This window comes from Undibacterium sp. MH2W, from assembly GCF_049340215.1.
Taxonomy (GTDB): Bacteria; Pseudomonadota; Gammaproteobacteria; order Burkholderiales; family Burkholderiaceae_D; genus Undibacterium.
On sequence record NZ_JBMPPA010000003.1, the window covers coordinates 193,514 to 219,913 of the forward strand.

23 protein-coding genes are annotated in these 26,400 nt (G+C 47.5%); 14 read left to right on the top strand and 9 right to left on the bottom strand.

What is annotated here, in order from left to right; translation table 11 throughout:
• Nucleotides 1-28: 28 nt before the first annotated feature.
• Nucleotides 29-1,018: a malate dehydrogenase gene (locus ACO0K2_RS08855; RefSeq protein WP_423017833.1), complete on the bottom strand. Its 990-nt coding sequence runs from the start codon at nucleotides 1,016-1,018 to the stop codon at nucleotides 29-31.
• A gap of 360 nt (nucleotides 1,019-1,378) precedes the next feature.
• On the opposite strand from ACO0K2_RS08855, the gene ACO0K2_RS08860 reads away from it, so the two are divergent.
• From ACO0K2_RS08860 to ACO0K2_RS08925, 14 genes are all read left to right on the top strand, one after another.
• The gene (locus ACO0K2_RS08860) at nucleotides 1,379-2,182 is read left to right on the top strand and encodes a GntR family transcriptional regulator (protein WP_423017835.1); all 804 of its coding nucleotides are present in this window, start codon (nucleotides 1,379-1,381) and stop codon (nucleotides 2,180-2,182) included.
• Between the two features lie 236 nt (nucleotides 2,183-2,418).
• Complete coding sequence (gene sdhC / locus ACO0K2_RS08865; RefSeq protein ID WP_423017836.1) at nucleotides 2,419-2,826, top strand: succinate dehydrogenase, cytochrome b556 subunit; 408 nt, start codon at nucleotides 2,419-2,421, stop codon at nucleotides 2,824-2,826.
• Nucleotides 2,827-3,195, top strand: a complete 369-nt coding sequence (gene sdhD, locus ACO0K2_RS08870; RefSeq protein ID WP_423017838.1) for a succinate dehydrogenase, hydrophobic membrane anchor protein — start codon at nucleotides 2,827-2,829, stop codon at nucleotides 3,193-3,195. It abuts the gene before it with no gap.
• A 2-nt stretch (nucleotides 3,196-3,197) separates the two neighbouring features.
• Nucleotides 3,198-4,973 carry a succinate dehydrogenase flavoprotein subunit gene (gene sdhA, locus ACO0K2_RS08875; RefSeq protein WP_423017840.1) on the top strand — a complete coding sequence of 592 codons (1,776 nt, stop codon included), beginning with the start codon at nucleotides 3,198-3,200 and terminating at the stop codon, nucleotides 4,971-4,973.
• 77 nt (nucleotides 4,974-5,050) lie between these two features.
• A complete protein-coding gene (locus tag ACO0K2_RS08880) occupies nucleotides 5,051-5,761 on the top strand; it encodes a succinate dehydrogenase iron-sulfur subunit (protein WP_423017842.1) in 711 nt (236 codons plus the stop codon).
• A gap of 102 nt (nucleotides 5,762-5,863) precedes the next feature.
• Nucleotides 5,864-6,145, top strand: coding sequence for a succinate dehydrogenase assembly factor 2 (locus ACO0K2_RS08885; protein WP_423017844.1), 282 nt, complete (start codon nucleotides 5,864-5,866; stop codon nucleotides 6,143-6,145).
• A 63-nt stretch (nucleotides 6,146-6,208) separates the two neighbouring features.
• A complete protein-coding gene (gene gltA, locus ACO0K2_RS08890) occupies nucleotides 6,209-7,513 on the top strand; it encodes a citrate synthase (protein WP_423017846.1) in 1,305 nt (434 codons plus the stop codon).
• A gap of 321 nt (nucleotides 7,514-7,834) precedes the next feature.
• Nucleotides 7,835-10,690, top strand: coding sequence for a 2-oxoglutarate dehydrogenase E1 component (locus tag ACO0K2_RS08895; protein ID WP_423017848.1), 2,856 nt, complete (start codon nucleotides 7,835-7,837; stop codon nucleotides 10,688-10,690).
• A gap of 63 nt (nucleotides 10,691-10,753) precedes the next feature.
• A complete protein-coding gene (gene odhB, locus ACO0K2_RS08900) occupies nucleotides 10,754-12,001 on the top strand; it encodes a 2-oxoglutarate dehydrogenase complex dihydrolipoyllysine-residue succinyltransferase (RefSeq protein WP_423017850.1) in 1,248 nt (415 codons plus the stop codon).
• A 21-nt stretch (nucleotides 12,002-12,022) separates the two neighbouring features.
• Nucleotides 12,023-12,379 carry a PspC domain-containing protein gene (locus tag ACO0K2_RS08905; protein ID WP_423017852.1) on the top strand — a complete coding sequence of 119 codons (357 nt, stop codon included), beginning with the start codon at nucleotides 12,023-12,025 and terminating at the stop codon, nucleotides 12,377-12,379.
• Between the two features lie 85 nt (nucleotides 12,380-12,464).
• On the top strand, nucleotides 12,465-13,892 hold the full coding sequence (gene lpdA / locus ACO0K2_RS08910; protein WP_423017854.1) for a dihydrolipoyl dehydrogenase: 1,428 nt from the start codon (nucleotides 12,465-12,467) through the stop codon (nucleotides 13,890-13,892).
• A gap of 258 nt (nucleotides 13,893-14,150) precedes the next feature.
• Nucleotides 14,151-15,248, top strand: a complete 1,098-nt coding sequence (zapE, locus tag ACO0K2_RS08915; RefSeq protein WP_423017856.1) for a cell division protein ZapE — start codon at nucleotides 14,151-14,153, stop codon at nucleotides 15,246-15,248.
• A gap of 8 nt (nucleotides 15,249-15,256) precedes the next feature.
• Nucleotides 15,257-15,670 carry a hypothetical protein gene (locus ACO0K2_RS08920; RefSeq protein ID WP_423017858.1) on the top strand — a complete coding sequence of 138 codons (414 nt, stop codon included), beginning with the start codon at nucleotides 15,257-15,259 and terminating at the stop codon, nucleotides 15,668-15,670.
• Between the two features lie 209 nt (nucleotides 15,671-15,879).
• On the top strand, nucleotides 15,880-17,142 hold the full coding sequence (locus ACO0K2_RS08925) for a DEAD/DEAH box helicase (RefSeq protein ID WP_423017860.1): 1,263 nt from the start codon (nucleotides 15,880-15,882) through the stop codon (nucleotides 17,140-17,142).
• 40 nt (nucleotides 17,143-17,182) lie between these two features.
• Here the strand turns inward: ACO0K2_RS08925 and ACO0K2_RS08930 are convergent, their stop codons facing one another.
• The 8 genes from ACO0K2_RS08930 to fdx all read right to left on the bottom strand — a co-directional run bounded on the left by ACO0K2_RS08930 (nucleotide 17,183) and on the right by fdx (nucleotide 26,333).
• Nucleotides 17,183-18,136 (bottom strand): flagellar brake protein, encoded by a 954-nt coding sequence (locus ACO0K2_RS08930; protein WP_423017862.1) that lies wholly within the window; start codon nucleotides 18,134-18,136, stop codon nucleotides 17,183-17,185.
• A 212-nt stretch (nucleotides 18,137-18,348) separates the two neighbouring features.
• Entirely contained in the window at nucleotides 18,349-20,619 is a 2,271-nt protein-coding gene (locus tag ACO0K2_RS08935; RefSeq protein WP_423017864.1) for an Orn/Lys/Arg decarboxylase N-terminal domain-containing protein, read from the bottom strand.
• A 392-nt stretch (nucleotides 20,620-21,011) separates the two neighbouring features.
• On the bottom strand, nucleotides 21,012-21,800 hold the full coding sequence (locus tag ACO0K2_RS08940) for a MipA/OmpV family protein (protein WP_423017866.1): 789 nt from the start codon (nucleotides 21,798-21,800) through the stop codon (nucleotides 21,012-21,014).
• Between the two features lie 29 nt (nucleotides 21,801-21,829).
• Nucleotides 21,830-22,402, bottom strand: a complete 573-nt coding sequence (locus ACO0K2_RS08945) for a DUF4337 domain-containing protein (protein WP_423017868.1) — start codon at nucleotides 22,400-22,402, stop codon at nucleotides 21,830-21,832.
• Nucleotides 22,403-22,410: 8 nt separating this feature from the next.
• Nucleotides 22,411-22,893 (bottom strand): dihydrofolate reductase, encoded by a 483-nt coding sequence (locus ACO0K2_RS08950; protein WP_423017870.1) that lies wholly within the window; start codon nucleotides 22,891-22,893, stop codon nucleotides 22,411-22,413.
• Nucleotides 22,894-22,911: 18 nt separating this feature from the next.
• On the bottom strand, nucleotides 22,912-23,706 hold the full coding sequence (locus ACO0K2_RS08955) for a thymidylate synthase (RefSeq protein WP_423017872.1): 795 nt from the start codon (nucleotides 23,704-23,706) through the stop codon (nucleotides 22,912-22,914).
• A gap of 276 nt (nucleotides 23,707-23,982) precedes the next feature.
• Entirely contained in the window at nucleotides 23,983-25,596 is a 1,614-nt protein-coding gene (locus tag ACO0K2_RS08960) for a sensor histidine kinase (RefSeq protein WP_423017874.1), read from the bottom strand.
• Between the two features lie 398 nt (nucleotides 25,597-25,994).
• Nucleotides 25,995-26,333: an ISC system 2Fe-2S type ferredoxin gene (gene fdx / locus ACO0K2_RS08965; protein WP_423017876.1), complete on the bottom strand. Its 339-nt coding sequence runs from the start codon at nucleotides 26,331-26,333 to the stop codon at nucleotides 25,995-25,997.
• Between the last annotated feature and the right edge of the window lie 67 nt (nucleotides 26,334-26,400).

Genomic DNA, 26,400 nt, shown 5'->3' on the forward strand with positions numbered 1-26,400 from the left:
AGTCTCCTATTCGCCCTTGCCTTGTTTATTAGCCTACCAGGTGTTTAACGCCATCACGCTCTTCTTGCAGTTCTTTGAGAGTGATATTGATACGTTCACGAGAGAATTCGTCGATTTCCAGACCTTGAACAATCGTGTATTCGCCGTTTTCAGTTGTTACTGGGAAGCCGAACATTGTGCCTTCTGGAATGCCGTAGGAGCCATCAGATGGAATGCCCATTGTTGTCCACTTGCCGTTTGTGCCCAGTACCCAATCACGTACGTGATCGATCGCTGCGTTCGCTGCGGATGCAGCAGAGGACAAGCCGCGTGCTTCGATGATCGCTGCGCCACGTTTGCCAACTGTTGGCAGGAATACATCTTTGTTCCAAACCTGATCGTTGATCAAATCTTTTACAGCTTGACCGTCTGCTGTTGCGAAACGGTAGTCTGCGTACATTGTTGGAGAGTGGTTACCCCAAACGCACAATTTTTCGATTGCGGATACTGGTTTGCCAGTTTTCGCAGCAACTTGAGACAATGCACGGTTGTGATCCAAACGTAACATGGCTGTGAAGTTTTTCGCTGGCAATGATGGAGCGGATTTCATTGCGATGTAAGCGTTGGTGTTAGCAGGGTTACCAACAACCAGTACTTTAACGTTGCGAGAAGCAACTGCGTCGAGCGCTTTACCTTGTACCGTGAAGATCTGTGCATTTGCTTCGAGCAAGTCTTTACGCTCCATGCCAGGACCGCGTGGACGTGCGCCAACCAGCAGAGCAACGTCAGCATCTTTGAATGCAGTCATTGGATCGCTGTGTGCAGTCATGCCTGCCAGCAGTGGGAATGCGCAATCGTCGATTTCCATCATGACGCCTTTGAGCGCTTTTTGCGCTTTTTCGTCAGGAATTTCGAGCAATTGCAAAATGACTGGTTGGTCTTTGCCCAGCATGTCGCCGTTAGCGATGCGGAACAACAGTGAATAACCGATTTGGCCAGCGGCGCCGGTGACTGCTACGCGCATAGGGGATTTTGCCATGATACATCTCCGAAGTGAGGTAAAAAACGATGTTCAAATTTTGCTGAGTTAAGAACACACCAGCTAACGATGCTGAATGATAGCGCCTAACGTTCTGCTCGTCAGCCAAATTTCAAATGATTTTTTCTGTAAAATCGAATTAAGCCGCTTTTACAACTTTACATTGCGTAAGTTCGCGCTATATTGCTGGAGTAGGTAGATGATGTCGCATTCATTAACCCGCGCTCGCTTTTCGTAATTTTTACGAAGTTTAGGTGTTGTGGTGTTGTGTGTCAATGACTATCTTATGTCTTATATAAGACATATTAGTTAGCTTTAGTTGTAGACGGCAAGGGTGTTTTTGTGGTGAAATTGCGAACTATGACTTCAAACACGCCAAATCCAAATATCTTGCCTGCGAACTCGCCGAGTTCCGGTACAGGTGTTGTTGGTTCCTCCAGTAACGTATCCCCGACGTTCAGTCCTTTATATCAGCAGATTAAATCACTCATCACGCAGAGTTTGCAGGCGGGAGAGTGGAAGCCGGGTGAATTGATTCCGAGCGAGATGGAGCTCGCGGCGCGGTTTAAGGTTAGTCAGGGCACGGTTCGTAAAGCGATTGATGAACTCTCTGCTGAAAATCTCGTCGTGCGCCGCCAAGGGAAGGGGACATTCGTTGCTACCCACCATGAGGCGAGGGCGCAATTCCGTTTTTTGCGATTGGCACCGGATGAGGGTGTCCCTCACTATCCTGAAAATAAAATTATTGAGGTGCGCCGGCTTCGCGCACCTGCAGAAGTCGCACGTCTGTTAGAAATTAAATCGGGCGACTCCGTCGTTTTCATTCGCCGCGTGCAGTCTTTTAGTGGTGTGCCAACGATTCTTGATGATCTCTGGTTGCCTGGTGTGATTTTCAAAGGCCTCACTGCAGAACGTTTAAATGAATACAAAGGCCCGATGTATGGCTTGTTCGAAACGGAATTTGGGACGCATATGATCCGCGCCTCGGAGCAAATCAGGGCGGTTTGTGCTGATGCGGTTGTGGCTGAATTGCTGTCGATTGCGCCGGGTACGCCGTTGTTGAATGTGGAGCGCGTGTCGTACACCTATGGCGATAAGCCGGTTGAATTACGGCGCGGGCTATACCTGACATCCCAGCATCATTATCGGAATGAATTGAGTTAATGATTGGTGATGTTAGTTGTGCAATAGCACATTATTTTCAGTTTTGATCCATTTAGTGTCTTTTTCTGATTGCTTTTTGCTGGTGTTTTCCTGATTGACCTTCGGCAGATATTCAGATTTGGTATTAAGATGGTGGTATTTTGAAAGATTGGGATCAATTTTTGTTGGTGCGACGCACCAAAATGAGCGAAAATTGCATGATTTTGTGTACAGACTAGTTAATGGGGAGATTATTTATGTCTGAAGTAGTGAAAAACAGGCCACGCTATGGTGTGATGCGCCTGATTGATGCAACTGGATATCGACTGCCGCTCGCAGGCATCGTTTCCATCTTGCATCGTATTAGCGGGATGTTGATGTTCTTGCTGTTGCCCTTCATTTTGTTTTTGTTGGACAAGAGTGTGACTTCTGAAGTGTCTTTTTCAGAGTTGCAGGCGTTGACCTCTGGCGTATTCGTCAAATCGGTGATTCTCGCGTTGGTATGGGCATTTTTGCACCATTTTTGCGCAGGTATCCGTCATTTGATTATGGACCTTCACTACGGTCTGGATAAGCATTCAGCACGCAAATCAGCAGTGAGTGTGTTGGCTGTCAGTATCACATTGGCAGCGTTGGTTGCCCTGAAATTGTTTGGAGTATTCTAAATGGCAAATAACAATATTGGACCAAAGCGCCTTGTTGTTGGCGCACATTATGGATTGCGCGACTGGTTGGCTCAGCGTGTAACTGCCATCGTGATGGCGATTTACACGGTGTTGTTGTTAGTCCTGTTTTTGACTGGTAGTAATTTTACTTACGAAGGCTGGGCAGGCGTATTTGCTCACCAGTGGTTTAAATTGGCGACGTTCTCTGTAGTGATCTGCTTGCTGTACCACGCTTGGGTTGGTATGCGTGATGTATGGATGGATTATGTAACACACAGCGTTGTAGCAAGAATGGTTTTTCAGGTTGCCACCATTTTGTGGCTGGTTGCTAGTGCTGGCTATGCCGCACAGATTTTGTGGAGAGTATAAAAGTGGCTGCGATTAAATCCACAATCCCTACCCGTCGTTTTGATGCGGTTATCGTTGGTGCAGGTGGTTCAGGTATGCGTGCTTCGCTACAATTGGCTGAAGCTGGCTTGAACGTTGCTGTACTTTCTAAAGTTTTTCCAACGCGTTCACATACAGTGGCTGCGCAGGGTGGTATCGGTGCTTCTTTGGGTAATATGTCCGAAGATAACTGGTACTGGCATATGTTCGACACAGTCAAAGGCTCTGATTACCTCGGTGATCAAGATGCGATTGAATTTATGTGTCGTGAAGCACCAAAAGTGGTCTACGAGTTAGAACACTTCGGTATGCCGTTTGACCGTAATGCGGATGGTACGATTTACCAACGTCCGTTCGGTGGTCACACTGCAAACTTCGGTGAAAAGCCAGTTCAACGTGCTTGCGCTGCTGCTGATCGTACTGGTCACGCGCTGTTGCATACACTCTATCAACGCAACGTCCGTGCACGTACGCACTTCTTCGTTGAATGGATGGCGATCGACTTGATTCGTGATCAAGAAGGCGACGTTCTGGGTGTTGTTGCACTCGAGATGGAAACTGGCGAAGTCATGATGCTCGAAGCGAAGCAAACTATTTTCGCAACAGGTGGTGCTGGTCGTATCTGGGCTGCATCAACAAACGCATTTATCAATACTGGTGACGGTATGGGTATGGCTGCGCGTGCTGGTTTGCCGCTGGAAGACATGGAATTCTGGCAGTTCCACCCAACCGGTGTTTCTGGTGCAGGCGTGCTGATTACTGAGGGTGTGCGCGGTGAGGGTGGTATCTTGGTGAATAGCCAAGGTGAGCGTTTCATGGAACGTTATGCGCCGACATTGAAAGATTTGGCGCCACGTGACTTCGTTTCCCGTTCAATGGATCAGGAAATTAAAGAAGGCCGCGGTTGCGGTCCAAATAAAGATCACGTGATGCTCGATCTGCGCCACATCGGTGCAGACACGATTCAAAAGCGTTTGCCTTCGATTCTTGAAATTGCGCATAAGTTCGCCAACGTTGATGCAACGAAAGAGCCAATTCCTGTTGTTCCAACAATTCACTACCAAATGGGCGGTATTCCGACCAACATTTATGGCCAAGTTGTTGCGCCTAAAAATGGATCAAGTGAAGTGGTTAACGGCTTGTACGCTATTGGTGAGTGCGCTTGCGTTTCCGTACACGGTGCTAACCGTTTGGGTACTAACTCATTGCTCGACTTGTTGGTGTTTGGTCGTGCTGCTGGTAACCACATCGTTGCAAGCAATCTCAAAGCACGTAGCAATAAAGATTTGCCAGCGGATGCGGCTGATCTGGCGTTGTCTCGCTTGTCCAAGTTGGAAAATAGCACTGGCTCTGAACGTGTTCAGGACGTTGCGAATGCGATCCGTAAAACGATGCAACATCATTGCGGCGTATTCCGTACTGATGAGTTGCTGCAAGAAGGCTACAAAGAAATTATGGAGCTCGACGAGCGTCGCAAGCACGTTTCTTTCAAAGACAAGTCCAAAGTATTCAACACAGCACGTGTTGAAGCACTGGAATTGGATAACTTGATCGAAACAGCAAAAGCAACGATCACTTCAGCAGCGGCACGTAAAGAATCACGTGGTGCACATGCGCACCGTGATTACGAAAAACGTGACGATGAAAACTGGATGAAGCACACACTGTGGTATTCCGAAGGCAATCGTCTTGACTACAAACCTGTTGTCACTAAACCGCTGACAGTAGAGACGTTCAAGCCGAAAGCTCGTACATTCTAAATTGAGAAAATGCGCTGCCTAGTGCTACTAGGCAGTCTATTTATCGTGTGTCCCTACGGATACACAAGGAAGATATCATGGCACGTACACTGAAATTTAAAATTTATCGATATGATCCGGACAAGGATGCAAAGCCTTACATGCAAGACCTGACCGTCGAGCTCAAAGACACGGATAAAATGTTGTTGGACGCGCTGCAGCGCATCAAGGCTGACGTGGATGATTCTCTCGCATTGCGTCGCTCATGCCGTGAAGGCGTTTGCGGTTCAGATGCAATGAACATCAACGGCAAAAATGGTCTGGCTTGCACAACAAACTTGAATGAGTTGACAGAGCCTATCGTCTTGCGTCCATTGCCTGGTCTGCCAGTTATCCGCGATTTGATCGTCGATATGACGCAGTTCTTCAAGCAATACAATTCGATCAAACCATATTTGATGAACGATTCTATTCCTCCGGAAAAAGAACGTCTGCAATCGCCAGCCGAGCGTGAAGAGTTGGATGGTTTGTATGAATGTATTCTGTGCGCTTGCTGCTCAACATCCTGCCCATCGTTCTGGTGGAATCCGGATAAATTCGTCGGTCCAGCAGGTTTGTTGCAGGCGTATCGCTTTATTGCTGACTCTCGTGACGAAGCAACTGGCGCGCGCTTGGACAACTTGGAAGATCCTTACCGTTTGTTCCGTTGCCACACAATTATGAACTGCGTTGATGTTTGTCCAAAAGGTCTGAATCCGACCCGTGCTATTGGCAAAATCAAAGAGTTGATGGTTCGTCGCGCCGTGTAATAGAAAAAGAGGCGGCGCACAATGTGCCGCTTCTATTTCATGCAACTCTTCATGTCGTTTAAAGAGTTGCATGAAATAGAAAGCATTAAAAGAGAAATGAAAATGTCAAAGCTAGTGGAAGAGTCTCACCAAAGTGATCCAGTTAAGCGCGCTCGTTTGCGCTGGCGTGCAAGACGTGGTTTGTTGGAAAATGATCTGATATTGACGCGGTTTCTGGATGCAAACGAAGAAATTCTGAGCGACGAAGAAGTGGATGCTTTTAGTCGTTTGATGGAGTTGTCTGACAATGTCCTGATGGATCTGATTATGGCGAGAAAAGAGCCTGCTGATGAAGTAGATCTGCCTCACGTCCATGCTCTCTTGGCTCGTCTGCGCGTAGCTTGATAAGTACAGTTTTTTTTTGTGTTTTTTTGATTAACGACTCACCTCTTATCTGAAGGAAGAGCCATGACTAATTCTGAAACAAAAGCAACCCTTTCATTCTCCGATGGTTCCCCATCGCTGGAGATGCCAATTTACAAAGGATCTATCGGTCCTGACGTAATTGATATTCGTAAATTGTACGGTGCGACCGGCATGTTCACTTACGATCCGGGTTTTATGTCGACTGCGGCATGTAATTCTTCGATTACTTACATTGATGGCGATAAAGGCGAGTTGCTGTATCGTGGTTATCCAATCGAGCAACTGGCGGTGAATGGCGGTGACTTCCTCGAAACTTGCTACCTGTTGTTAAATGGCGAATTGCCAAACGCAGCGCAAAAAGAAGAATTTGTCTCCACAGTGACCAAACACACAATGGTCCATGAGCAGATGCAATTCTTCTTCCGTGGCTTCCGTCGTGATGCGCATCCAATGTCTGTATTGGTTGGTACTGTCGGTGCATTGTCGTCCTTCTACCATGATTCTTTGGACATCAACGATCCTCATCACCGTGAAGTTTCTGCGATTCGCCTGATCGCGAAGATGCCAACATTGGTCGCAATGGCATACAAATATTCTATCGGTCAGCCATTCGTGTATCCACGCAATGACTTGTCCTATAGCGCAAACTTCATGCACATGATGTTCTCTACACCATGTGAAGAATACAAAGTGAACGACGTGTTAGTGCGCGCTTTGGACCGTATCTTGATTTTGCATGCTGATCACGAGCAAAATGCATCAACATCGACAGTTCGTCTGGCTGGTTCTTCAGGTGCAAATCCGTTTGCGTGTATCGCTGCTGGTATCGCTTGCTTGTGGGGCCCTGCTCACGGTGGTGCGAATGAAGCAGCGCTGAGCATGCTCGAAGAAATCGGCAGCGTGGACAACATTCCTTCCTTTATCGCACAAGTTAAAGACAAAAACTCTGGCGTTAAGCTGATGGGCTTTGGTCATCGTGTGTATAAAAACTACGATCCACGTGCTAAATTGATGCGTGAAACATGCTACGAAGTATTGCAAGAGTTGGGTCTGCAAGACGATCCACTGTTCAAACTGGCGATGGCATTAGAGAAAATCGCGTTGGAAGATGAATACTTCGTTAGCCGTAAGCTGTATCCAAACGTTGACTTCTACTCTGGTATCGTTCAACGCGCTCTGGGCATCCCAACCGCATTGTTCACAGGTATCTTTGCATTGGCACGTACGGTCGGCTGGATTGCTCAGTGGAAAGAAATGATCTCCGATCCAGAGCAAAAAATTGGTCGTCCTCGTCAATTGTTTGTTGGTGCTCCTAAGCGTGACGTCGTCGCGATTGACAAGCGCTAAGAAGCAAGATGTTACAAATGTCGAAATCATTCATGTTTAACTGCGGATCGCGGCATTAAATAAAGGCGAGTCATTACGACTCGCTTTTTTATTTTGCAGTAAATATGCTATGCTTCGGCTCGAAAGTAAATTTTAGATGTATTTTTGTTTCTGATTCAAAAGGTATATTGTTCCCAATGTGTGTTTTGATTTTGATGCGAGAATAGTTTGAAACAAGCCCTTCCCCACAACTTGATGTGCGATCCGCTAACCGGTCAGGCCGTGTCGCGGAAGGTTAGATTAACCCGCTAATCTCGCGAAACGCGAAGAAAGGTGAGCAAGATGATGCAACAATATAACGCTAACTCGTATCTGTTCGGCGGCAATGCGCCGTACGTAGAAGAACTGTACGAATCCTATCTGAACAATCCTGGTTCAGTACCTGACAACTGGCGCGCATATTTCGATGCGATGCAACATGTGCCTGCAGTTGACGGTTCTTCTAAGCCTGACGTAGCGCACGCGCCGGTCATCGCTTCTTTTGCAGAACGTGCTAAACAAGGTCCAATTCGCACTGTCAGCGCGACTGCTGATGCCGAAATGGGTCGTAAGCGCGTGGCTGCTCAGCAGTTGATCGCTGCATATCGTTTCTTAGGTAGTCATTGGGCGAACCTCGACCCACTGCAACGCCAAGAGCGTCCAAGTTTGCCAGAGTTGGAGCCAAGTTTTTACGGCTTCACTGATGCTGATATGGACATCCAGTTCAATATTAGCAATACGTATTTTGGTTCTGAAACAGCCTCTTTGCGTGATCTGGTTAACTCTCTGCGTGACACTTACTGCCGTTCAATCGGTGCTGAGTTCATGTACATCAGCGATCCGACAGAAAAGCGTTGGTTGCAACAAAAGCTCGAATCTATCCGCTCTACACCGAGTTTTACTGCAGAAAAGAAAAAACACATTCTTGATCGCTTGACAGCAGCAGAAGGCTTGGAGCGCTATCTCCACACACGTTATGTTGGTCAAAAACGTTTCTCCCTCGAAGGCGGTGAAAGCTTTATCGCATCGATGGACGAAACAATTCAACGCGCTGGTGAGCGCGGTGTACAAGAAATCGTTATCGGTATGGCCCACCGTGGTCGTCTGAACGTTTTGGTGAACACATTGGGTAAAATGCCACAGGATTTGTTTGCTGAATTCGAAGGTAAACACGGTGATGATTTGCCAGCTGGTGACGTGAAGTATCACCAAGGTTTCTCTTCCGACGTATCTACTCCAGGCGGTCCAGTCCACCTGTCCTTGGCATTTAACCCATCCCATTTGGAAATCGTTAATCCGGTGGTCGAGGGTTCTGTCAAGGCACGTATGGATCGTCGTGGCGACAAGGATGGCTCACAAGTATTGCCAATCTTGGTACACGGTGACGCAGCGTTTGCAGGGCAGGGCGTTGTGATGGAAACGCTGAACTTAGCGCAAACTCGTGGCTACGGTACTGGCGGTACGATGCATATCGTGATTAACAATCAGATCGGTTTCACCACATCTGATCCACGTGATTCACGTTCGACACTGTATTGCTCCGACGTTGTGAAGATGATTGAAGCGCCAGTATTGCACGTTAATGCGGATGATCCAGAAGCAGTTGTTCTGGCAACACAGATCGCGCTTGATTACCGTATGGAATTCAAGAAAGACGTTGTTGTTGACATCATTTGCTACCGTAAATTAGGTCACAATGAGCAAGATACACCAGCACTGACTCAGCCGCTGATGTACAAAAAAATCGGTCAACATCCTGGTACACGTAAGATGTACGCAGACAAGTTGTCAGCACAAGGCACGATTCCAGCTGATGGCGGCGACGCGATGGTAAAAGAGTTCCGTGATGCGATGGATGCGGGTAAACACACGCATGATCCAGTCATCTCTAACTTTAAAAACAAATACGCTGTCGATTGGATTCCATTCCTGAACCGTAAATGGACTGACGCTGCGGATACTGCTGTTCCAACAACAGAACTGAAACGTCTTGCTGAGCGTATCACAACGATTCCAGCAGGATTCAAGCCACACAGCCTCGTAGAAAAAGTGTTGAGCGATCGCGCGACCATGGGTCGTGGTGAAATGAATCTGGACTGGGGTATGGGTGAACATCTCGCCTACGCATCTCTGGTGTCTTCCGGTTACGCAATTCGTTTGACGGGTCAGGATGCGGGTCGTGGTACTTTCGTTCACCGCCATGCTGTATTGCATGATCAAAACCGTGAGCGTTGGGATTCGGGTACATACATCCCTCTGCAAAACATCTCAGAAAATCAAGCACCGTTCACGGTGATTGATTCTGTGTTGTCAGAAGAAGCCGTATTGGGCTTTGAATATGGTTACTCAACAGCAGAGCCAAACACATTAACGATCTGGGAAGCGCAGTTCGGCGACTTCGCTAACGGTGCACAGGTTGTTATCGATCAGTTCATCAGCTCCGGTGAAGTGAAGTGGGGTCGTGCATCTGGTCTGGTGATGATGTTGCCACATGGCTACGAAGGTCAGGGTCCAGAGCACTCATCTGCTCGTCCAGAACGTTTCTTGCAGTTGTGCGCTGATAACAATATGCAGGTAGTTCAGCCGACAACAGCAGCACAGATTTTCCATCTGTTGCGCCGTCAAATGATTCGTCAGTTCCGCAAGCCGTTAGTGATTTTGACACCTAAATCATTGTTGCGTAACAAGGATGCTGGTTCTGCCTTGTCCGAATTGTCTAAAGGCAGCTTCCACACGGTCATCGGTGAAGTCGATGAGAAAATCGATGCGAAGAAAGTAAAACGTGTTATCGCTTGCTCCGGTAAGGTTTATTACGATTTAGTGAATGCGCGTAAAGAGCGCGGTCAGACAGACACAGCAATTATCCGTGTGGAACAGCTGTATCCATTCCCACATAAGAGTTTTGCTGCTGAATTGAAAAAATTCCCAGAAATGACGGAATTAGTCTGGGCGCAGGATGAGCCGCAAAATCAGGGACCTTGGTTCCAGATCCAACACAATATTTTTGAAAGTCTGGAAGAAGGTCAGAAATTGGCCTACGCAGGTCGTCCAGCAAGTGCATCGCCAGCGGTCGGTTACTACGACAAGCACTATGCACAACAAAAAGCATTGTTGGAAACGGCATTTTCCAAACTCAAAGGCTTTGTCCTCACTAAATAATTAACACAGTGCTGCATCAGGATCTGATGCAGCACGCAGTTACCCGAATCGGAGAGAAAAAAAATGGCAATTATCGAAGTAAAAGTTCCTCAGTTATCTGAGTCAGTAGCAGAAGCAACCTTGTTGACATGGCACAAGCAAGTAGGCCAGTCCGTTGGTCGTGATGAAAATCTGATCGACGTAGAAACAGACAAAGTGGTGTTGGAATTGCCAGCACCAGAAGCAGGCGTTATTACACAAATCATCAAAGGCGATGGCAGCACAGTTGTTGCTGGTGAAGTGATCGCTATTTTGGATACAGAAGCTTCCGCTTCCGCTGGTGCCGCTGCTGCTGCGCCTGCTGCAGCCGTCGCCGCTGCCCCAGTTGCTGCTGCAGATGCGAAATCATCTGCTGGCGTTGCAATGCCAGCAGCTGCCAAAATCCTGGCAGAAAACGGCTTGTCCGCCGGTCAAGTGGATGGTTCTGGTAAAGATGGTCGCGTAACGAAGGGCGATGCATTGGCTGCTGTTGCTTCCAAAGCGACTCCAGTTGTTGCACCTTTGGCAGCGCCAGTGGCAAGCAAACCAGCGTTACAACAAGTGGCAGCGCCTACATTGGCAAACTTGGGCGATCGTCCAGAAGAGCGCGTTCCGATGAGCCGCTTGCGTGCACGTATCGCTGAGCGTCTGGTTCAATCCCAATCGACGAATGCCATCTTGACGACATTTAATGAAGTCAACATGGCTCCAGTGATGGAATTGCGCAACAAATACAAAGACAAATTTGAAAAAGAGCACGGCGTGAAGCTTGGCTTTATGTCTTTCTTCGTCAAAGCGGCCGTTGCTGCATTGAAAAAATACCCAATCATTAACGCATCCGTTGATGGTAACGATATTGTTTATCACGGTTATTTTGATATCGGTATCGCTGTTGGTTCCCCACGTGGCTTGGTTGTACCTATTCTGCGTAATGCTGATCAGATGTCGATCGCTGACATCGAGAAAAAAATCGGTGAATTCGGTGCAAAAGCAAAAGATGGTAAGTTGACGCTGGATGATTTGTCTGGTGGTACATTCTCTATCTCCAACGGTGGTACTTTCGGTTCGATGTTGTCTACACCAATCATTAACCCACCACAATCCGCTATCTTGGGTGTGCATGCAACGAAAGATCGCGCTGTGGTTGAAAATGGTCAGATCGTTATTCGCCCAATGAACTACCTGGCAATGTCTTACGATCACCGTATTATTGACGGTCGTGAAGCGGTATTGGCATTGGTTGCAATGAAAGACGCGTTGGAAGATCCATCCCGTCTGTTGTTAGATCTGTAATCACTGTCAACGGCTATCAACGTGAACATCGCTGACGACATCCAGCGTTTGCACGAACTGCATCAGTCAGGTGCTCTGACTGATGCGGAGTTCGCGCAGGCGAAAGAAAAGCTTCTTGAGAAAGATCCTTCGGGCGCTTCCTTTGCACAATCAACATCTGCGTCGTACACAAATAACGGCGATGGAATCAATCAGTTAAACCGTTTCCGTCGTTCCATAAACGACCGATGGTTGGGTGGTATTTGCGGTGGTTTAGGCAAGTTCACAGGGTTGGATTCTTGGATCTGGCGTTTGATCTTTGTGTTTTTCGCGCTGTTTGTTGGCACAGGTATGCTGGCTTATTTATTGGCGTGGATCTTCGTGCCAGTAGAAGAGTGATGTTCACTTGTCTGCAGATTCGCTCTAGTAGTGTCTGCAGATGATTAAAAGATAGTCTGCTTTAAATACAATTCAGGATAATTTCATGAGTAAACAATTTGATGTCGTCGTTATCGGCGGCGGTCCAGGCGGTTATGTTGCAGCAATTCGCGCTGCGCAACTTGGTTTCTCTACTGCATGTATCGATGCATGGAGCAACGATAAAGGGGGTCCTGCACCAGGTGGTACTTGTACCAACGTAGGTTGCATTCCATCCAAAGCGTTATTGCAATCGTCTGAACATTTCGAACACGCGGGTCACGCTTTCGCTGATCACGGTATTCAAGTGTCTGGTCTGGGTATTGACGTTGCTAAAATGTTGGGTCGCAAAAATACGATCGTGAAACAAAACAACGACGGTATTCTGTTTTTGTTTAAAAAGAATAAAGTTACTTTCTTCCACGGTCATGGCTCCTTCGTCAAGGCAGACGCAGCTGGTTATGAAATCAAAGTTGCTGGCAAAACGGAAGAAACAATTACAGGTAAGCACATCATCGTTGCGACTGGTTCGAACGCGCGTGCATTGCCAGGAACACCGTTTGATGAAGTCAACGTATTGTCCAACGAAGGCGCACTGAACATTGCCGAAACACCGAAAAAACTGGGCGTGATTGGCGCTGGCGTTATTGGTTTGGAAATGGGTAGCGTATGGCGTCGTTTGGGTGCTGAAGTGACGGTACTCGAAGCATTGCCAACGTTCTTGGGTGCAGTTGACGAACAAATCGCCAAAGAAGCGCACAAACTGTTCGTGAAGCAAGGTCTGTCTATTAATTTAGGCGTGAAGATCGGTGAGATCGTCAACAGTGGTAAAGACGTCACAGTTAATTACACAGATGACAAAGGCGCTGAGCACAAAGCGGTGTTTGATAAACTGATCATCTCGATCGGTCGTACACCAAATACTAACGGCTTAAACGCTGAAGGCGTTGGTTTGGCACTCGATGAACGCGGCTTCATTGCTGTTGATGGCGATTGCAAAACTAACCTGCCGAACGTATGGGCAGTAGGTGACGTTGTTCGTGGTCCAATGTTGGCGCACAAAGCGGAAGAAGAAGGCGTTGCTGTTGCTGAGCGTATTGCTGGTCAACACGGTCATGTCAACTTCAATACGATCCCTTGGGTTATTTATACCTCCCCAGAGATCGCATGGGTTGGTCGCACCGAGCAGCAATTGAAAGCGGACGGCGTTGCTTATAAGGCTGGCACATTCCCATTCATGGCGAATGGCCGTGCACGTGCTTTGGGTGACACATCGGGTATGGTGAAATTCTTGGCTGATGCAACGACAGATGAAATCTTGGGTGTTCATATCGTAGGTCCAATGGCATCTGAGTTGATTTCTGAAGCCGTTGTGGCAATGGAATTCCGTGCTTCTTCTGAAGATATTGCACGTATTTGCCATGCACACCCATCGTTGTCCGAAGCAACAAAAGAGGCAGCGTTGGCTGTTGATAAGCGTTCATTGAATTTCTAATTCACTGAAACTTGTCTGCATGCAGCGTTCAAGCGAATAAGTCTTGATGAAATGGACGAGTCGGGTACTCGTCCATTTTTATTTAGTAGGAATACCCGATACTGCATATCGGCGAGCCGCTTGTGTGGGATGCTGGTTGTTAATTGTGCCGTCAGATGTAAGCGCTGCGGCGAGATCAATGCGTGAAAATCGCACACTAATGATGTGGTTACCTGCGAACGTTTTATGTCAGGTGGGGCATCTAGAGAAATACAGACCATGGATGTTCAAGAGTTTTACCAAGATGCGTTGACGCAACGTGGATTTAAGGCCGATGAAGCGCAGAAACGCGCAGTAGATCGTTTGCAGAAAGCCTATGAGGAGTGGGTTTTCTATAAAGGTAAGCGCGCTAACCGACTCACACGGATGATTACTCGCCCCGAGGTGCCGCGTGGTGTCTATATGTGGGGCGGGGTAGGGCGTGGTAAATCGTTCTTGATGGATAGCTTTTATTCGGTTGTGCCAGTTGTCCGTAAAACACGCTTACATTTTCATGAATTCATGCGGTCGGTTCATCGGCAGTTAGATGAGCTCAAGGGCGTTGCCGATCCGTTGGATGAGGTAGCGCGACAAATCGCAAAAAAATACCGTCTGATCTGCTTTGATGAGTTTCACGTGTCTGACGTTGCGGATGCCATGTTGCTCTATAACTTGCTCAAAGCCTTATTCGATAACGGTGTGTCGTTCGTGATGACCTCTAATTATGAACCTTCGACACTCTATCCAGATGGGTTGCATCGCGACCGGATGCTCCCAACAATCGCGTTGTTGAAAGAGCGACTCGATGTCTTAAACGTGGATTCTGGCAATGATTATCGGAAGCGCGCGCTGGAACAAGTGCAAGCCTATTTGTCACCGTTAGGTGCGGCGACGGATAAGGCACTGCGAGATAGTTTTGCGCGTATCGCTGATACAAAGGACGAAGAGCCGATTGTCGACATCGAAGGTCGTAAGTTGAAATCCTTAAGAAGAGCCGGTGGTGTGATCTGGTTTGATTTCAACACTTTATGTGGCGGTCCTCGCTCACAAAACGATTACCTTGAAATTGCAAGTCGCTTTCATACCGTGATCTTGTCTTCTATTCCAGCAATGTCTGCTGCCATGTCTTCGGAAGCGAGACGGTTCACATGGCTTATCGATGTGTTCTACGATAATAAAGTGAAACTCATCATGTCGGCTGAAGTTGCGCCCGAGTTGCTCTATACTCAAGGGACACTTTCAAACGAGTTTCATCGTACTGTGTCGCGGATTATTGAAATGCAATCGAAAGAGTATATGGAAACCGATCAACGCCAACTTGCAGAGTCACTTACCTGATGTTTACTATGAGTCCCATTCTCTCAACGAAGATGGCGCGTTACGCGACCTTCGTTGCACTGGTGTTTGCTCCACTGAGCGTATTTGCCGACGACGGTAAGCAAGAACTAGCGCAAATTGCGACTGTGGTGCATGCACTCGATGCGCGTTTTCCCGCAGGAGGCATCCAAACCAACGATGCTGCAGATGTCGCGATCAAAGAAAGTGCTGAAGCCCAAGAGCGATTACAAAATTGGTATGTCGTCGCGGAACATCATTGCTATAACACGTTCTTTGTTAATGATTGTCTTAAGGAAATAAAAGTCGAGCGTCGAGAATATTTACCGACGCTCCAACGGATTTCATTAGAAGCGAAAGCTCTTCAGCGACAAATCAAAGTGATGGAGCGTGATCGGGAAACCGCGCAAAAACAAGCGAAGTAATTTTGTTTTTTTCATGCTAGCGATGAGCGTGATACCTCGTCCTGGTATCACGTTTAGCCCATGAAGGTGGGCTTAAGTAGTTGGTCAGTGCGTTTTTACTGCGTTGCGCTGATAGTTTCTATTTCTCCTCCATTGTGATGAATGATTGTCGATTCAGCGGTTGTTGATAGACGAGTTCTTCTTGCCATTTATTTTTAAAGATCGTCTCTATGTCCTTTTCTTCCCTCGGTTTGCTGCCCGAAACATTATCCGCGATTGCCAAGCTAAATCATGTGACGGCGACACCAGTCCAGGCGGCGGCGATTCCAGTTGTTCTGCATGGCACGGATTTGATTGCACAAGCGCAGACCGGGTCCGGTAAGACACTGGCCTTTTGCGCGCCGCTACTGCAGGCGTTGCAGCCATCGCAGCAACCTCGTCGCGTTCAGGTGCTGATACTTGTTCCAACACGTGAGTTGGCAGTTCAAGTCGCGGACACAGTGACTGCAATGGCAAAAGGCATGGCGCGTTCTGTGAAAGTCGGCGTGTTATTTGGGGGTGTCTCTGTTAACCCGCAAATGATGCATTTGCGAGGCGGTGCGGACGTCATTATCGCAACGCCTGGGCGTTTGCTCGATTTGATCAGTCAAAATGCACTATCAATTAGTCACGTTGATACGTTGGTTTTGGACGAGGCTGATCGCTTGCTCGAACTTGGTTTTGCAGACGAGCTACAGCGGATCTTGGCGCTTTTGCCGACATCGCGGCAAACGCTTTTATTTTCAGCCACGTTTGCTCCGCATGTCGAGTCGCTGGCACAGCAAATTTGCCAGAATCCAGTGCGAGTACATATCCCTGAAACCGACCTTGGAAAGCCCGATATCGTTCAGCGCGCTGTCTTGGTCGATACTGGGAAGCGTACACAGTTGTTGCGGCATCTCATGAAAACGGAAGGGTGGAAGCGCGTACTGGTTTTTGTTGCGACCAAGTATGCCGCAGACTTAGTATCTACCAAACTACGCCGTCTTGATATCTCTGCGGAGCCTTTTCATGGCGAATTGAGTCAAGGAAAGCGTGAGCAGGTGTTGGCTGATTTTAAAGCGTCTCGGGTGAAGGTTGTCGTGGCGACGGATCTTGCTGGGCGGGGGATCGATATCCTCGATCTGCCAGTGGTTGTTAATTATGATTTACCACGCTCTGCGGATGATTATATCCACCGGATTGGTCGCACTGGCCGTGCCGGCGCTCGCGGCTTAGCCCTGAGTTTTGTTACGTCTGAAACGTCGGCACACTTTACGACGATTTTACGTAAAAATCAGTTGCGGATTGCTACTGAGACCATCTCCGGATTTGAGGCGCAGGAAAGAGCGCCTGTGGTTACTGCACCGTTGGATGTACATGGTGGTGTTAAGGGTCGTCGCCCAAGTAAAAAAGATAAGTTACGGGCTCTCGCAAAAGAGCAAGGTAGCTTACCGCCGGATGCCGAAAGCTGATTTTTCGTGTGCTGTGAGTGGATTTCGATCTACGCTAGTCTTAGTCCATTTCCGCTAATGTTTGATGCACGAAAGCCGACAAAATAAGCCGTGCTTGGGGAGTGACGTCGATAAATTCAAAGCCATGGCGGAACTCAGTTCCACTTTCAGTCGGTGCAATGGAGCGTAGAATGGTATTCAACGTCAGGTATTCATCCGTTCCCGCTGCATTGACTTTGAATTTAATGACGCCGGTATCTCCTTTTTTACCAAGTTGTTTTTTGATGATTCCCGAGGTGCCACCCATGCTCAGATCGCCTAAGGTCGCCGCTGCGGTTTGTGGAGGGTCGCCAATACTCACAGACGCAATGATTTTGACCGTTGCACGTGCGCCTTGCCGAATGGTTGTCGCTCGAACCTGTTTTGGGTAGCTGAGATGTAAATAATCATGCGGAGAATAGACGTATTTAACCAGCGATGCAGTAAATGCATACGCTTTCTTGCCTGGAAACGCCCGGATAATAAACGTTTGTCCCTCTCGCAGCATCACTGATTTACCACCTGCTACGGGCGCTGTCACCAACAGGGATTTATTCTTTACAAAACCGATTAATTTGACGGTATATCTAGTCGCCGTATGATCGTGCGTTTGAAGGTAAACATTTTCTCCGACCGTCCAGCGCACGCTATCGAGCTCAATCACCGTCTCTTTGTGCAACTCTTCTGCGGGTTTTTGTGCGGTCGGCTTTGATGCCGGAAGTGAAGCGCCTGCTTCAGAGGGAGCATCGGTAGAGGATGTTTCAGTTATCTCGATTTTTGATGGAATACTGTCCCACAACATATCGGCTTCACAATAGCCGACTTCCATCAGGTGGTTCAGCTGTTGTTGATCTTCGATATGCAGCCCAGGTTCAAATAAAACTTGTCCATCCTGGTTATAGATCGTCCAATGAATCGTTTGTCCAATTGCTATTTCAGTATGCCGCAAAGGCATTAATCCCAGTACTTCACCCATCTTTTTTTTCCATTTTCTATGGTTGAGAACCTGTTGCCAGCGTCAGATGTTACGCCTGATCGCGCCGAAAGTAGCATAGTTAACTGAGTTCGGTCTTGATAATCGTGAACAATGTGCTACTAATGACTGATTAATGCGAGTGTAAAATAAAAAAAGTCTGAAATTTATCAATTTCAGACTTTTTTACAACAATTTGAAATAGTTAGATACGGTTACTTACCTGTTTCCGCCTCTGATTTGACACAGTCAACGAAATAGCCACGTTTTCCATCGACTTCCGCCTTGACCAAGCCGTGGCAGTCGGTTTCAAAGCCAGGGAATTTTTCATTGAAATCACGTACAAATCGCAGGTAGTCAACGATGGTGCGGTTGAAGCGCTCACCTGGAATCAACAGTGGAATGCCTGGTGGATAAGGCGTCAGTAGGATCGCAGTCACGCGGCCTTCTAATTCATCAATAGATACGCGCTCAATTTCACGATGCGCCATCATGGCAAAGGCATCGGATGGCTTCATTGCTGGCTGCATGTCAGACAGGTACATCTCTGTCGTCAAGCGGGCAACGTCATGACCTTTGTAAGCCTCATGGATGCCTTGGCAGAGATCCTTCAGTCCGGCACCTTCGTAACGTGGATTGGCGGCTGCAAACTCAGGCAAAATGCGCCAGATTGGCTGATTCTTATCGTAATCATCCTTGAATTGTTGCAGCGCCGTCAAAAGCGTGTTCCAACGGCCCTTGGTAATGCCGATGGTGAACATGATAAAGAATGAATAGAGGCCGCATTTTTCAACAATAACGCCGTGCTCAGCCAAATACTTGGTCACGATCGACGCAGGAATACCTGTTTCGCCGAATTTACCTTCCAAGGATAAACCCGGTGTAACGATTGTTGCTTTAATTGGATCGAGCATGTTGAAGCCAGGGGCTAACTTGCCAAAGCCATGCCAATCATCCTCTGCGCGGATAATCCAATCTTCGCGTGAACCGATACCATCTTCAGCAAATTCCTCAGGTCCCCAGACTTGGAACCACCAGTCTTTACCCCATTCTTGATCGACTTTACGCATGGCGCGACGGAAGTCCAATGCTTCTAAGATAGACTCTTCCACCAATGCTGTACCGCCAGGTGCTTCCATCATCGCTGCAGCAACGTCGCAGGAGGCAATGATGGAGTACTGAGGTGAAGTTGATGTGTGCATCAGATAGGCTTCATTGAAGCTGTCTTTATCAAGTTTGCGTGTCTCGGACTCACGCACCAGAATTTGGGATGCTTGAGAAATACCGGCCAATAATTTGTGTGTCGATTGGGTCGAGAAAATCATCGATGACTTAGCGCGTGGACGATCTTTGCCAATGGCGTGCATGTCCTTGTAGAAGTCGTGGAAAGTCGCATGTGGCAACCACGCTTCGTCAAAGTGCAATGTGTCAATCTGACCGTCGAGCAAATCTTTCAGTACTTCGACGTTGTAGAGCACGCCGTCGTACGTCGATTGTGTAATGGTGAGAATGCGCGGTTTCTTGTTCTTGGCTTCGCGTGCAAATGGATTGGCCTCGATTTTCTTCATGATGCTTTCCATGCTGAATTCTTCCAGCGGGATAGGACCGATGATGCCGAGGTGATTACGTGTCGGCATGAGGAAGACAGGAATCGCGCCGCACATGATGATGGAGTGCAGAATCGATTTGTGGCAATTGCGGTCAACGACAACGATATCGCCCGGCGCGACAGTAGAGTGCCATACCATTTTATTGGAGGTGGACGTACCGTTCGTCACGAAGTAGCAATGGTCCGCATTGAAAATGCGCGCAGCATTGCGTTCAGATGCGGCAACAGGACCCGTATGATCAAGTAATTGACCGAGTTCTTCAACGGCGTTACAGACGTCGGCACGGAGCATATTCTCACCAAAAAACTGATGGAACATTTGACCGATTGGCGATTTTAAGAAAGCAACGCCACCGGAATGCCCAGGACAGTGCCAAGAGTAGGAGCCATCATTGGCGTAGTGCACCAATGCTCTGAAAAATGGTGGTGCAAGACTGTCCAAATAGGAGCGGGCCTCACGAATGATGTGACGGGCGACGAATTCTGGCGTGTCTTCAAACATATGAATGAAGCCGTGCAATTCACGCAAAATATCATTCGGGATATGGCGCGAAGTACGGGTTTCACCATAAAGGTAGATAGGAATATCCGCATTTTTGTAGCGAATTTCTTCGACAAACGCGCGCAGAGATTTGAGTGCGTAGTCTGTTTCTTCGAAGGTGCCGCCACCAAACTCTTCATCATCAATCGACAAGATAAATGCAGAGGCGCGGGATTGTTGTTGGGCGAATTGGGACAAGTCGCCATAGCTGGTAACGCCCAACACTTCCATGCCTTCAGTTTCGATGGCATCTGCTAAAGCACGGATGCCTAAGCCTGAGGTGTTTTCTGAGCGAAAGTCTTCGTCAATAATAACGATGGGGAAGCGGAATTTCATGGTGGTCTCCAAAAGACGTGGTACAAGGGAGACGCCTGGGCAAGTTAAATCAACCGCTTGCGCGCCGAAAAATTCAAAAAAGAATGCGTAAAAAGAACGGGGGGCTTAAGCGCAGTGCGCCCAGATCTCTACTGATCCTAAACGAACCGAATTCTCTCAGATAACGGGCGCTCTATGTGAAAAAAAACGGGCAATTTTTGCATTCAAATGATAATTTCATGGGATTGTCATTTAGTTGCCGAGATGGTCGTATGTTGCATTGCGAAAATCTCCAGAGAGCAAATTTTATTCAGACTTTGTTGGGTGATTGATCGCGTTGACAATAAAAAAATGAGCGCGAAGTGCGCTCATTTTTTAGATACTCTTTGATGAGAGTTGAGACTGTCGGACTCTTAGAATCGGTAACTTGCCGCTGAATAAACAGTAATTGGTGTTTTTTCAAACACGAACGGACTCTTCGTCACATCTGAAGAGAAACGGCTGACAGAGGCACCCGTTGTCAGCGACCAGTTTGCGTCGATTGTCCAATGCCAACTTGTACTCAACTTAATATCGGAAAGACCAGATCCTGGCGTGTATTGTGAGTAGCCGCTGGCCATTGATTGCTGCTCGGTGACGCCAAAATAAGACTGCATGTACGAAGCATTCACCCAGTTTGCGCGCAATGTTGCTGTGATACGGTGTTGATCATTAATTGCAGTGGTAAAACGCGCACCGACACTCGTTTGCAAGCCGTTATGTCCAACGCCCGAACCATAACGGATGGACGACAACAGGGAATAATTTTGATTAATGTTGTAGTTGAGGAAAGCGCCTGGTTCAATTGCTGTGTCCACATCCCCTAAACCTTGCAGTTTGGAGGAGGATGATTCATCACGAGCGGCTTCTAATGACAGCCGAACGCCATACTGCAAGCTAGGGTCTTTGGAAAAGTTATATCCAAGTCCATTCACAGCGCTGAAGAAGGCGCCGTTTTTCCATTGTGCATCAAATAAGGGGTAGACCTTCGCCTTTCGCTCGTCCGATCCAAGATATTTTGGCGTGAACAATACAGCGCCACCCAAAGAGAAATTAATGTCTTTTGGTAAATAATATTCAGGGATGGTTTGCACAAATTCTGAGGTTTGTGCCTGCGCACCGCACGAGGCGGCGAGTAGCAGGAGGCAAAGGAGCTTTTTCATTTTGATTTCTCGAATCATTTCTCGTTATTTTAGATGTGAAACCAAGCGAGTGCTGCCAGTATAACGCCAACTCCCGCGACACCGTAGGAGACAACATTAAGCCATTTTTTCTTGGTTAATAGCGTTATCGCAGCTAAAGAAATGGCGATTTGTACCGCAGTCATTGCTTGTGCCCAACGATGATGCTGGTGAAGTTCCAATTCAGATGCTTCTTCCCATTTCGTGGCTTCTGCCTCGAGTTCATCCGCTTTTTTCTTAATTTCTTCTTTTTCTGTCTTGTAGCGTGCTACCTCAGACTTATACTTTTCTTGATCGGTACCTGGCAGGCTTATTGCCAGTTCCGCAAGATTTTGCTTATTGGATTTTGACTGATAGAAGTTCCACTGATTAGACGCTTCTGTCTTTTTGATAGCGGCTTCATTTTTGTACATGGCAGCGTTATTTTGCGTGGCGCCGCCTTCGTAGCCGAAAAGGGCACCAATGGTCGCTAAGATGGCCGTCATGACGGCGATGCGGCTTGCAAACTGATCGTTGCCGTGCGCTGCGGCATGCTCTACTTCGTGGTCATGAGGACCGTGGACATGAAATTCATCACTAGACATAGTAGTTCCTATTTTTTTTCGTATGTTACAAATGCGTAATGCACTTGTTTTGTTGCTGATGTGTGTAATTCGCGCGTGGTTTCCACCCAAGTTGCCGAATCGATTTCTGGGAAAAACGCATCGCAATCAAAACGATCTTGAATCTCGGTAACGATAAGGCGATCGGCAAGCATTAAGGCTTGCTGATAAATCTGTGCTCCTCCGATAATAAATGCATCTGTTCCATTGATCAGAGACTGCGCATCTTCTAAAGAGTTCACTGTTTCAACGCCATCGTGCTGCCACGCTGTGTTACGAGTCACAACAATATTGCGTCGGTTCGGCAACGGCCGTCCGATCGATTCAAAGGTATTGCGACCCATAATGATGGGGTGTCCGCTCGTCATTTTTTTAAAATGCGCAAGATCTTCAGGTAAGTGCCAGGGCAGGGTATTGTTGATCCCAATACCTCGTTGTTGGTCAAATGCAACGATAATACTTAATAATGACATGATAACGAATCCCTTGTATCAAACTGCAACAGGCGCTTTGATATGTGGATGAAATTCGTAGTTCTCGAATTCAAAATCATCATATTGATAATCAAACAAACTCGCTGGATGGCGCTTTATCTTGAGCGTCGGTAAAGGGTGCGGCGTGCGTGATAACTGCTCCGCCACTTGCTCCATGTGGTTGGAATACAAGTGACAATCACCACCCGTCCAGATAAATTCACCGACGCCGAGATTGCATTGTTGCGCGATCATATGCGTTAGTAAGGCATAAGACGCGATGTTAAACGGCACCCCGAGGAAAATATCGGCGCTACGCTGGTACAACTGGCAAGATAACTTGCCATCGGCGACATAAAACTGAAACAATGCGTGACAAGGTGGTAACTTCATTTGTGGAATATCTGCGACATTCCATGCTGAAACGATCAGGCGTCGTGAATCAGGATTCGACTTGATCTGTTCTACAAGTTGTGAAATTTGATCAATGTGCTTGCCGTCGGGTGTTGGCCAATTTCGCCATTGTGAGCCGTAAACGGGACCGAGGTCACCATTTTCGTCTGCCCAGTCATCCCAGATAGAGACGCCGTTGTCTTTGAGATATTTAATGTTGGTCGAGCCAGCCAAGAACCAGATTAATTCATGGATGATTGACTTCAAATGTAACTTTTTCGTTGTGACTAAAGGGAATCCTTCGTTCAGATCGAAACGCATTTGATAGCCAAATACGGAGACTGTGCCAGTACCAGTGCGGTCAGTTTTCTTTGTCCCGTTCAGTTGAACGTGACGCATAAAGTCGAGGTATTGGCGCATAGTTGCTTGCTTTGAGGAAATATTGCGGAGAGAAATGAGGCGGTAGTATACCTTATTCGGCGGCGCTCCCTGTTGTATTGCATGCAAAAAAGCCTCGTTTCGAGACTTTTTTTGCAGTGCAATAATGCCATTTCACAATATTGCTCGCGGCGGTCTCATGTCTCAAGCGATCAGCGTTCAATCCATCGTTTAGCAAGGACGATACCGAAAAATGGCAGGGCAGGAGATTGGTGTTAATGTGTCCCTGTTTCGCATCTATCTCTGGATACGAAGGTACTAACGATTGTTGAGAAGCGGGTCTTTTGTCTCGGGATCGCCTGGTGCGACGAGCGGGAGTTTGATTTCAAACGTCGAGCCGCGATTTGGCACGCTAGATACATGAATTGTACCACCCAGTACGTTGGTAATAATGTTAAAGGTAATGCTGAGCCCAAGACCGCTACCACCTTGACCGAACTTCGTTGTAAAGAAGGGTTCGAAGATGCGGTTGATAATCTCAGCGGGAATCCCCTTACCGTCATCACTGAAAATGACCATAACGTGATCGCCCATCTTCACTGCTTTACAAAGCATGTGTCCCTCAGTCCGTCCTTCGAGACCATGAATGACCGAGTTATTGACCAGATTGGTAAATACTTGACCCAATAAGCCAGGATAGCTGTCGAGTTGAATGTCCTCTGGGATATCTAATTCCAGTGTGTAGGGCGTTTTACGCAAGCTAGAGTGAAGGAGGGCACTCAGTTCTTGGAGCATGACCAATAGGCCAAATTTGCGTCGTTGGGCGCTTGATTGATCGACGGCCACTTGTTTGAAGTCACCAACGAGGTGAGCGGACTGTTGCAAGCCGCGGAGCAGTAGCTTGGTTGAATCAAGTGCGGTCACTGCGTAGCGTGTGAGATCGGAGCGACGTATCTGTCCAGCTTCCACCATTTGAAGAAGGTGGCGCGTCTCTTCTTCTAACGTACTCGCAACCAAAAGGCAATTTCCCAGCGGTGTATTGAGTTCATGGGCGACACCGGCAACCATCGAACCCAAAGCAGCCATACGTTCGACGCGGGCGAGTTCGGTTTGCGCCGAGTTGACGTTATGGAGGGCGGCTTCCAAGTTTTGGTTAACGCTTTCAAGCTCTTGTGTACGCTGGCGGACTTTGGATTCGAGTGTGCCGGAGTATTCGAGAAGTTGATGATTTTTTACCTCGAGTTCGCCAAAAGAACGTTTAAGTGCTTGTCTTGTTGCTTCAAGACTATTGGCGAGGTGGCCGAGTTCATCTTCGCGATTGAGCGCGATAGGATCATTGAGCTCGCCATTGGCAAGTCTGTCTGATTCGTCCATGAGGATTCGAACAGGTTGCACTAGGCGCCATTGTAGAACCAATAAAATGAAGAAAATCGCCATAAACAGCGAAAGGACCGCTGTAGTGACGTAACGTCGAAAATCGGATCGCAAGCTTTCTTGCAGCAGATCTTCTGCCAATGTAAGACGTACTTCGCCGATTACTTGTCCGCCATGTTTGATTTCTCTCGACATGGTCGTAAAGGGACCTTTTTGCGTCTGGCGACGAATACTGTTTTTAATAAATTCTTTTTTGTCAGGGAGCGTAATGACTTCAATTGTTGCTACCCTCGGGTCGGAGTAGACAACTTCACTTGAGATATTGGCAATCTCAGGCGTAATTTGCCAGAGCGGTTCGCTCAAAATGACTGAGAGAATTTCGACGAGACGATTGTGATCCTCAGCATTTCGCGCGCGTGCAGCGATTTCGATGCTGTTGATATGGTAAGGGATCAGAAAGGTAGCAGGTACGGTGAGTCCGAAGACAACCGCTAGAATGATCGCGAGTCTTAGTGTAATACGGCGGCGTATGGCTGAGAAAAGAGATCTAAACCGCATTGCAATATCCTTGTGCTTCGCTGTTCTAAGTGGTGATGCTGTAGGGCAAGCTATGCGTTTTTTGATTAACCATCCTGCCGGAACTCGTCCCTGTCTACGACCGAATTGAAAGTGAATTTGTGGACAAGCAATAAATACTAAGAGTTTTTTTCTCTTTGAGCAAGGAGTTGATTGGCTTTGGACTTACTTGCAACAATAAAAATATTTTTACATGTAATATTGATAACTAATTGCCACAGTTATCAACTTTTTGCGCTTCGATGCAAATGAATCCTATGGAGCGAACGTGGTGAACGAATCCGGTTTATCGGATTGTGTCATCGATATCGTCAAAAAAATGGGGCGCACAACGCGACCCCATATTTTTCACTCAACGATGAATGCCGATGTGAGGCAAATCAATGATGTTCTCTGGCGTGATTGATCGTATATTTAGGAATCTCAATCGTGATATCCTCTTGTCCAAGTTTGACTTGGCAAGAAAGTCGTGAAGTGGCTTCCAAGCCCCATGCAGCATCAAGCAAGTCTTCTTCATCGTCGCTCGATTCGTTTAATGAGCGAAAACCTTCGCGAATCACAACGTGGCACGTGGTGCATGCACAGGACATCTCACAGGCGTGCTCAATTTCTACGTCGCTTTCAACCAAGGCTTCACACAGAGACTTTCCTTCTTCCGCATCAATCACGGTTCCTTGCGGACATAACTGGGGGTGGGGTAGAACGATAATTTTAGGCATGTGGATCTCATTTTCTTTCAAGTGTTGTGCTATTCAAGACAGTGGCCTCAACCGGAGGGATACTGTC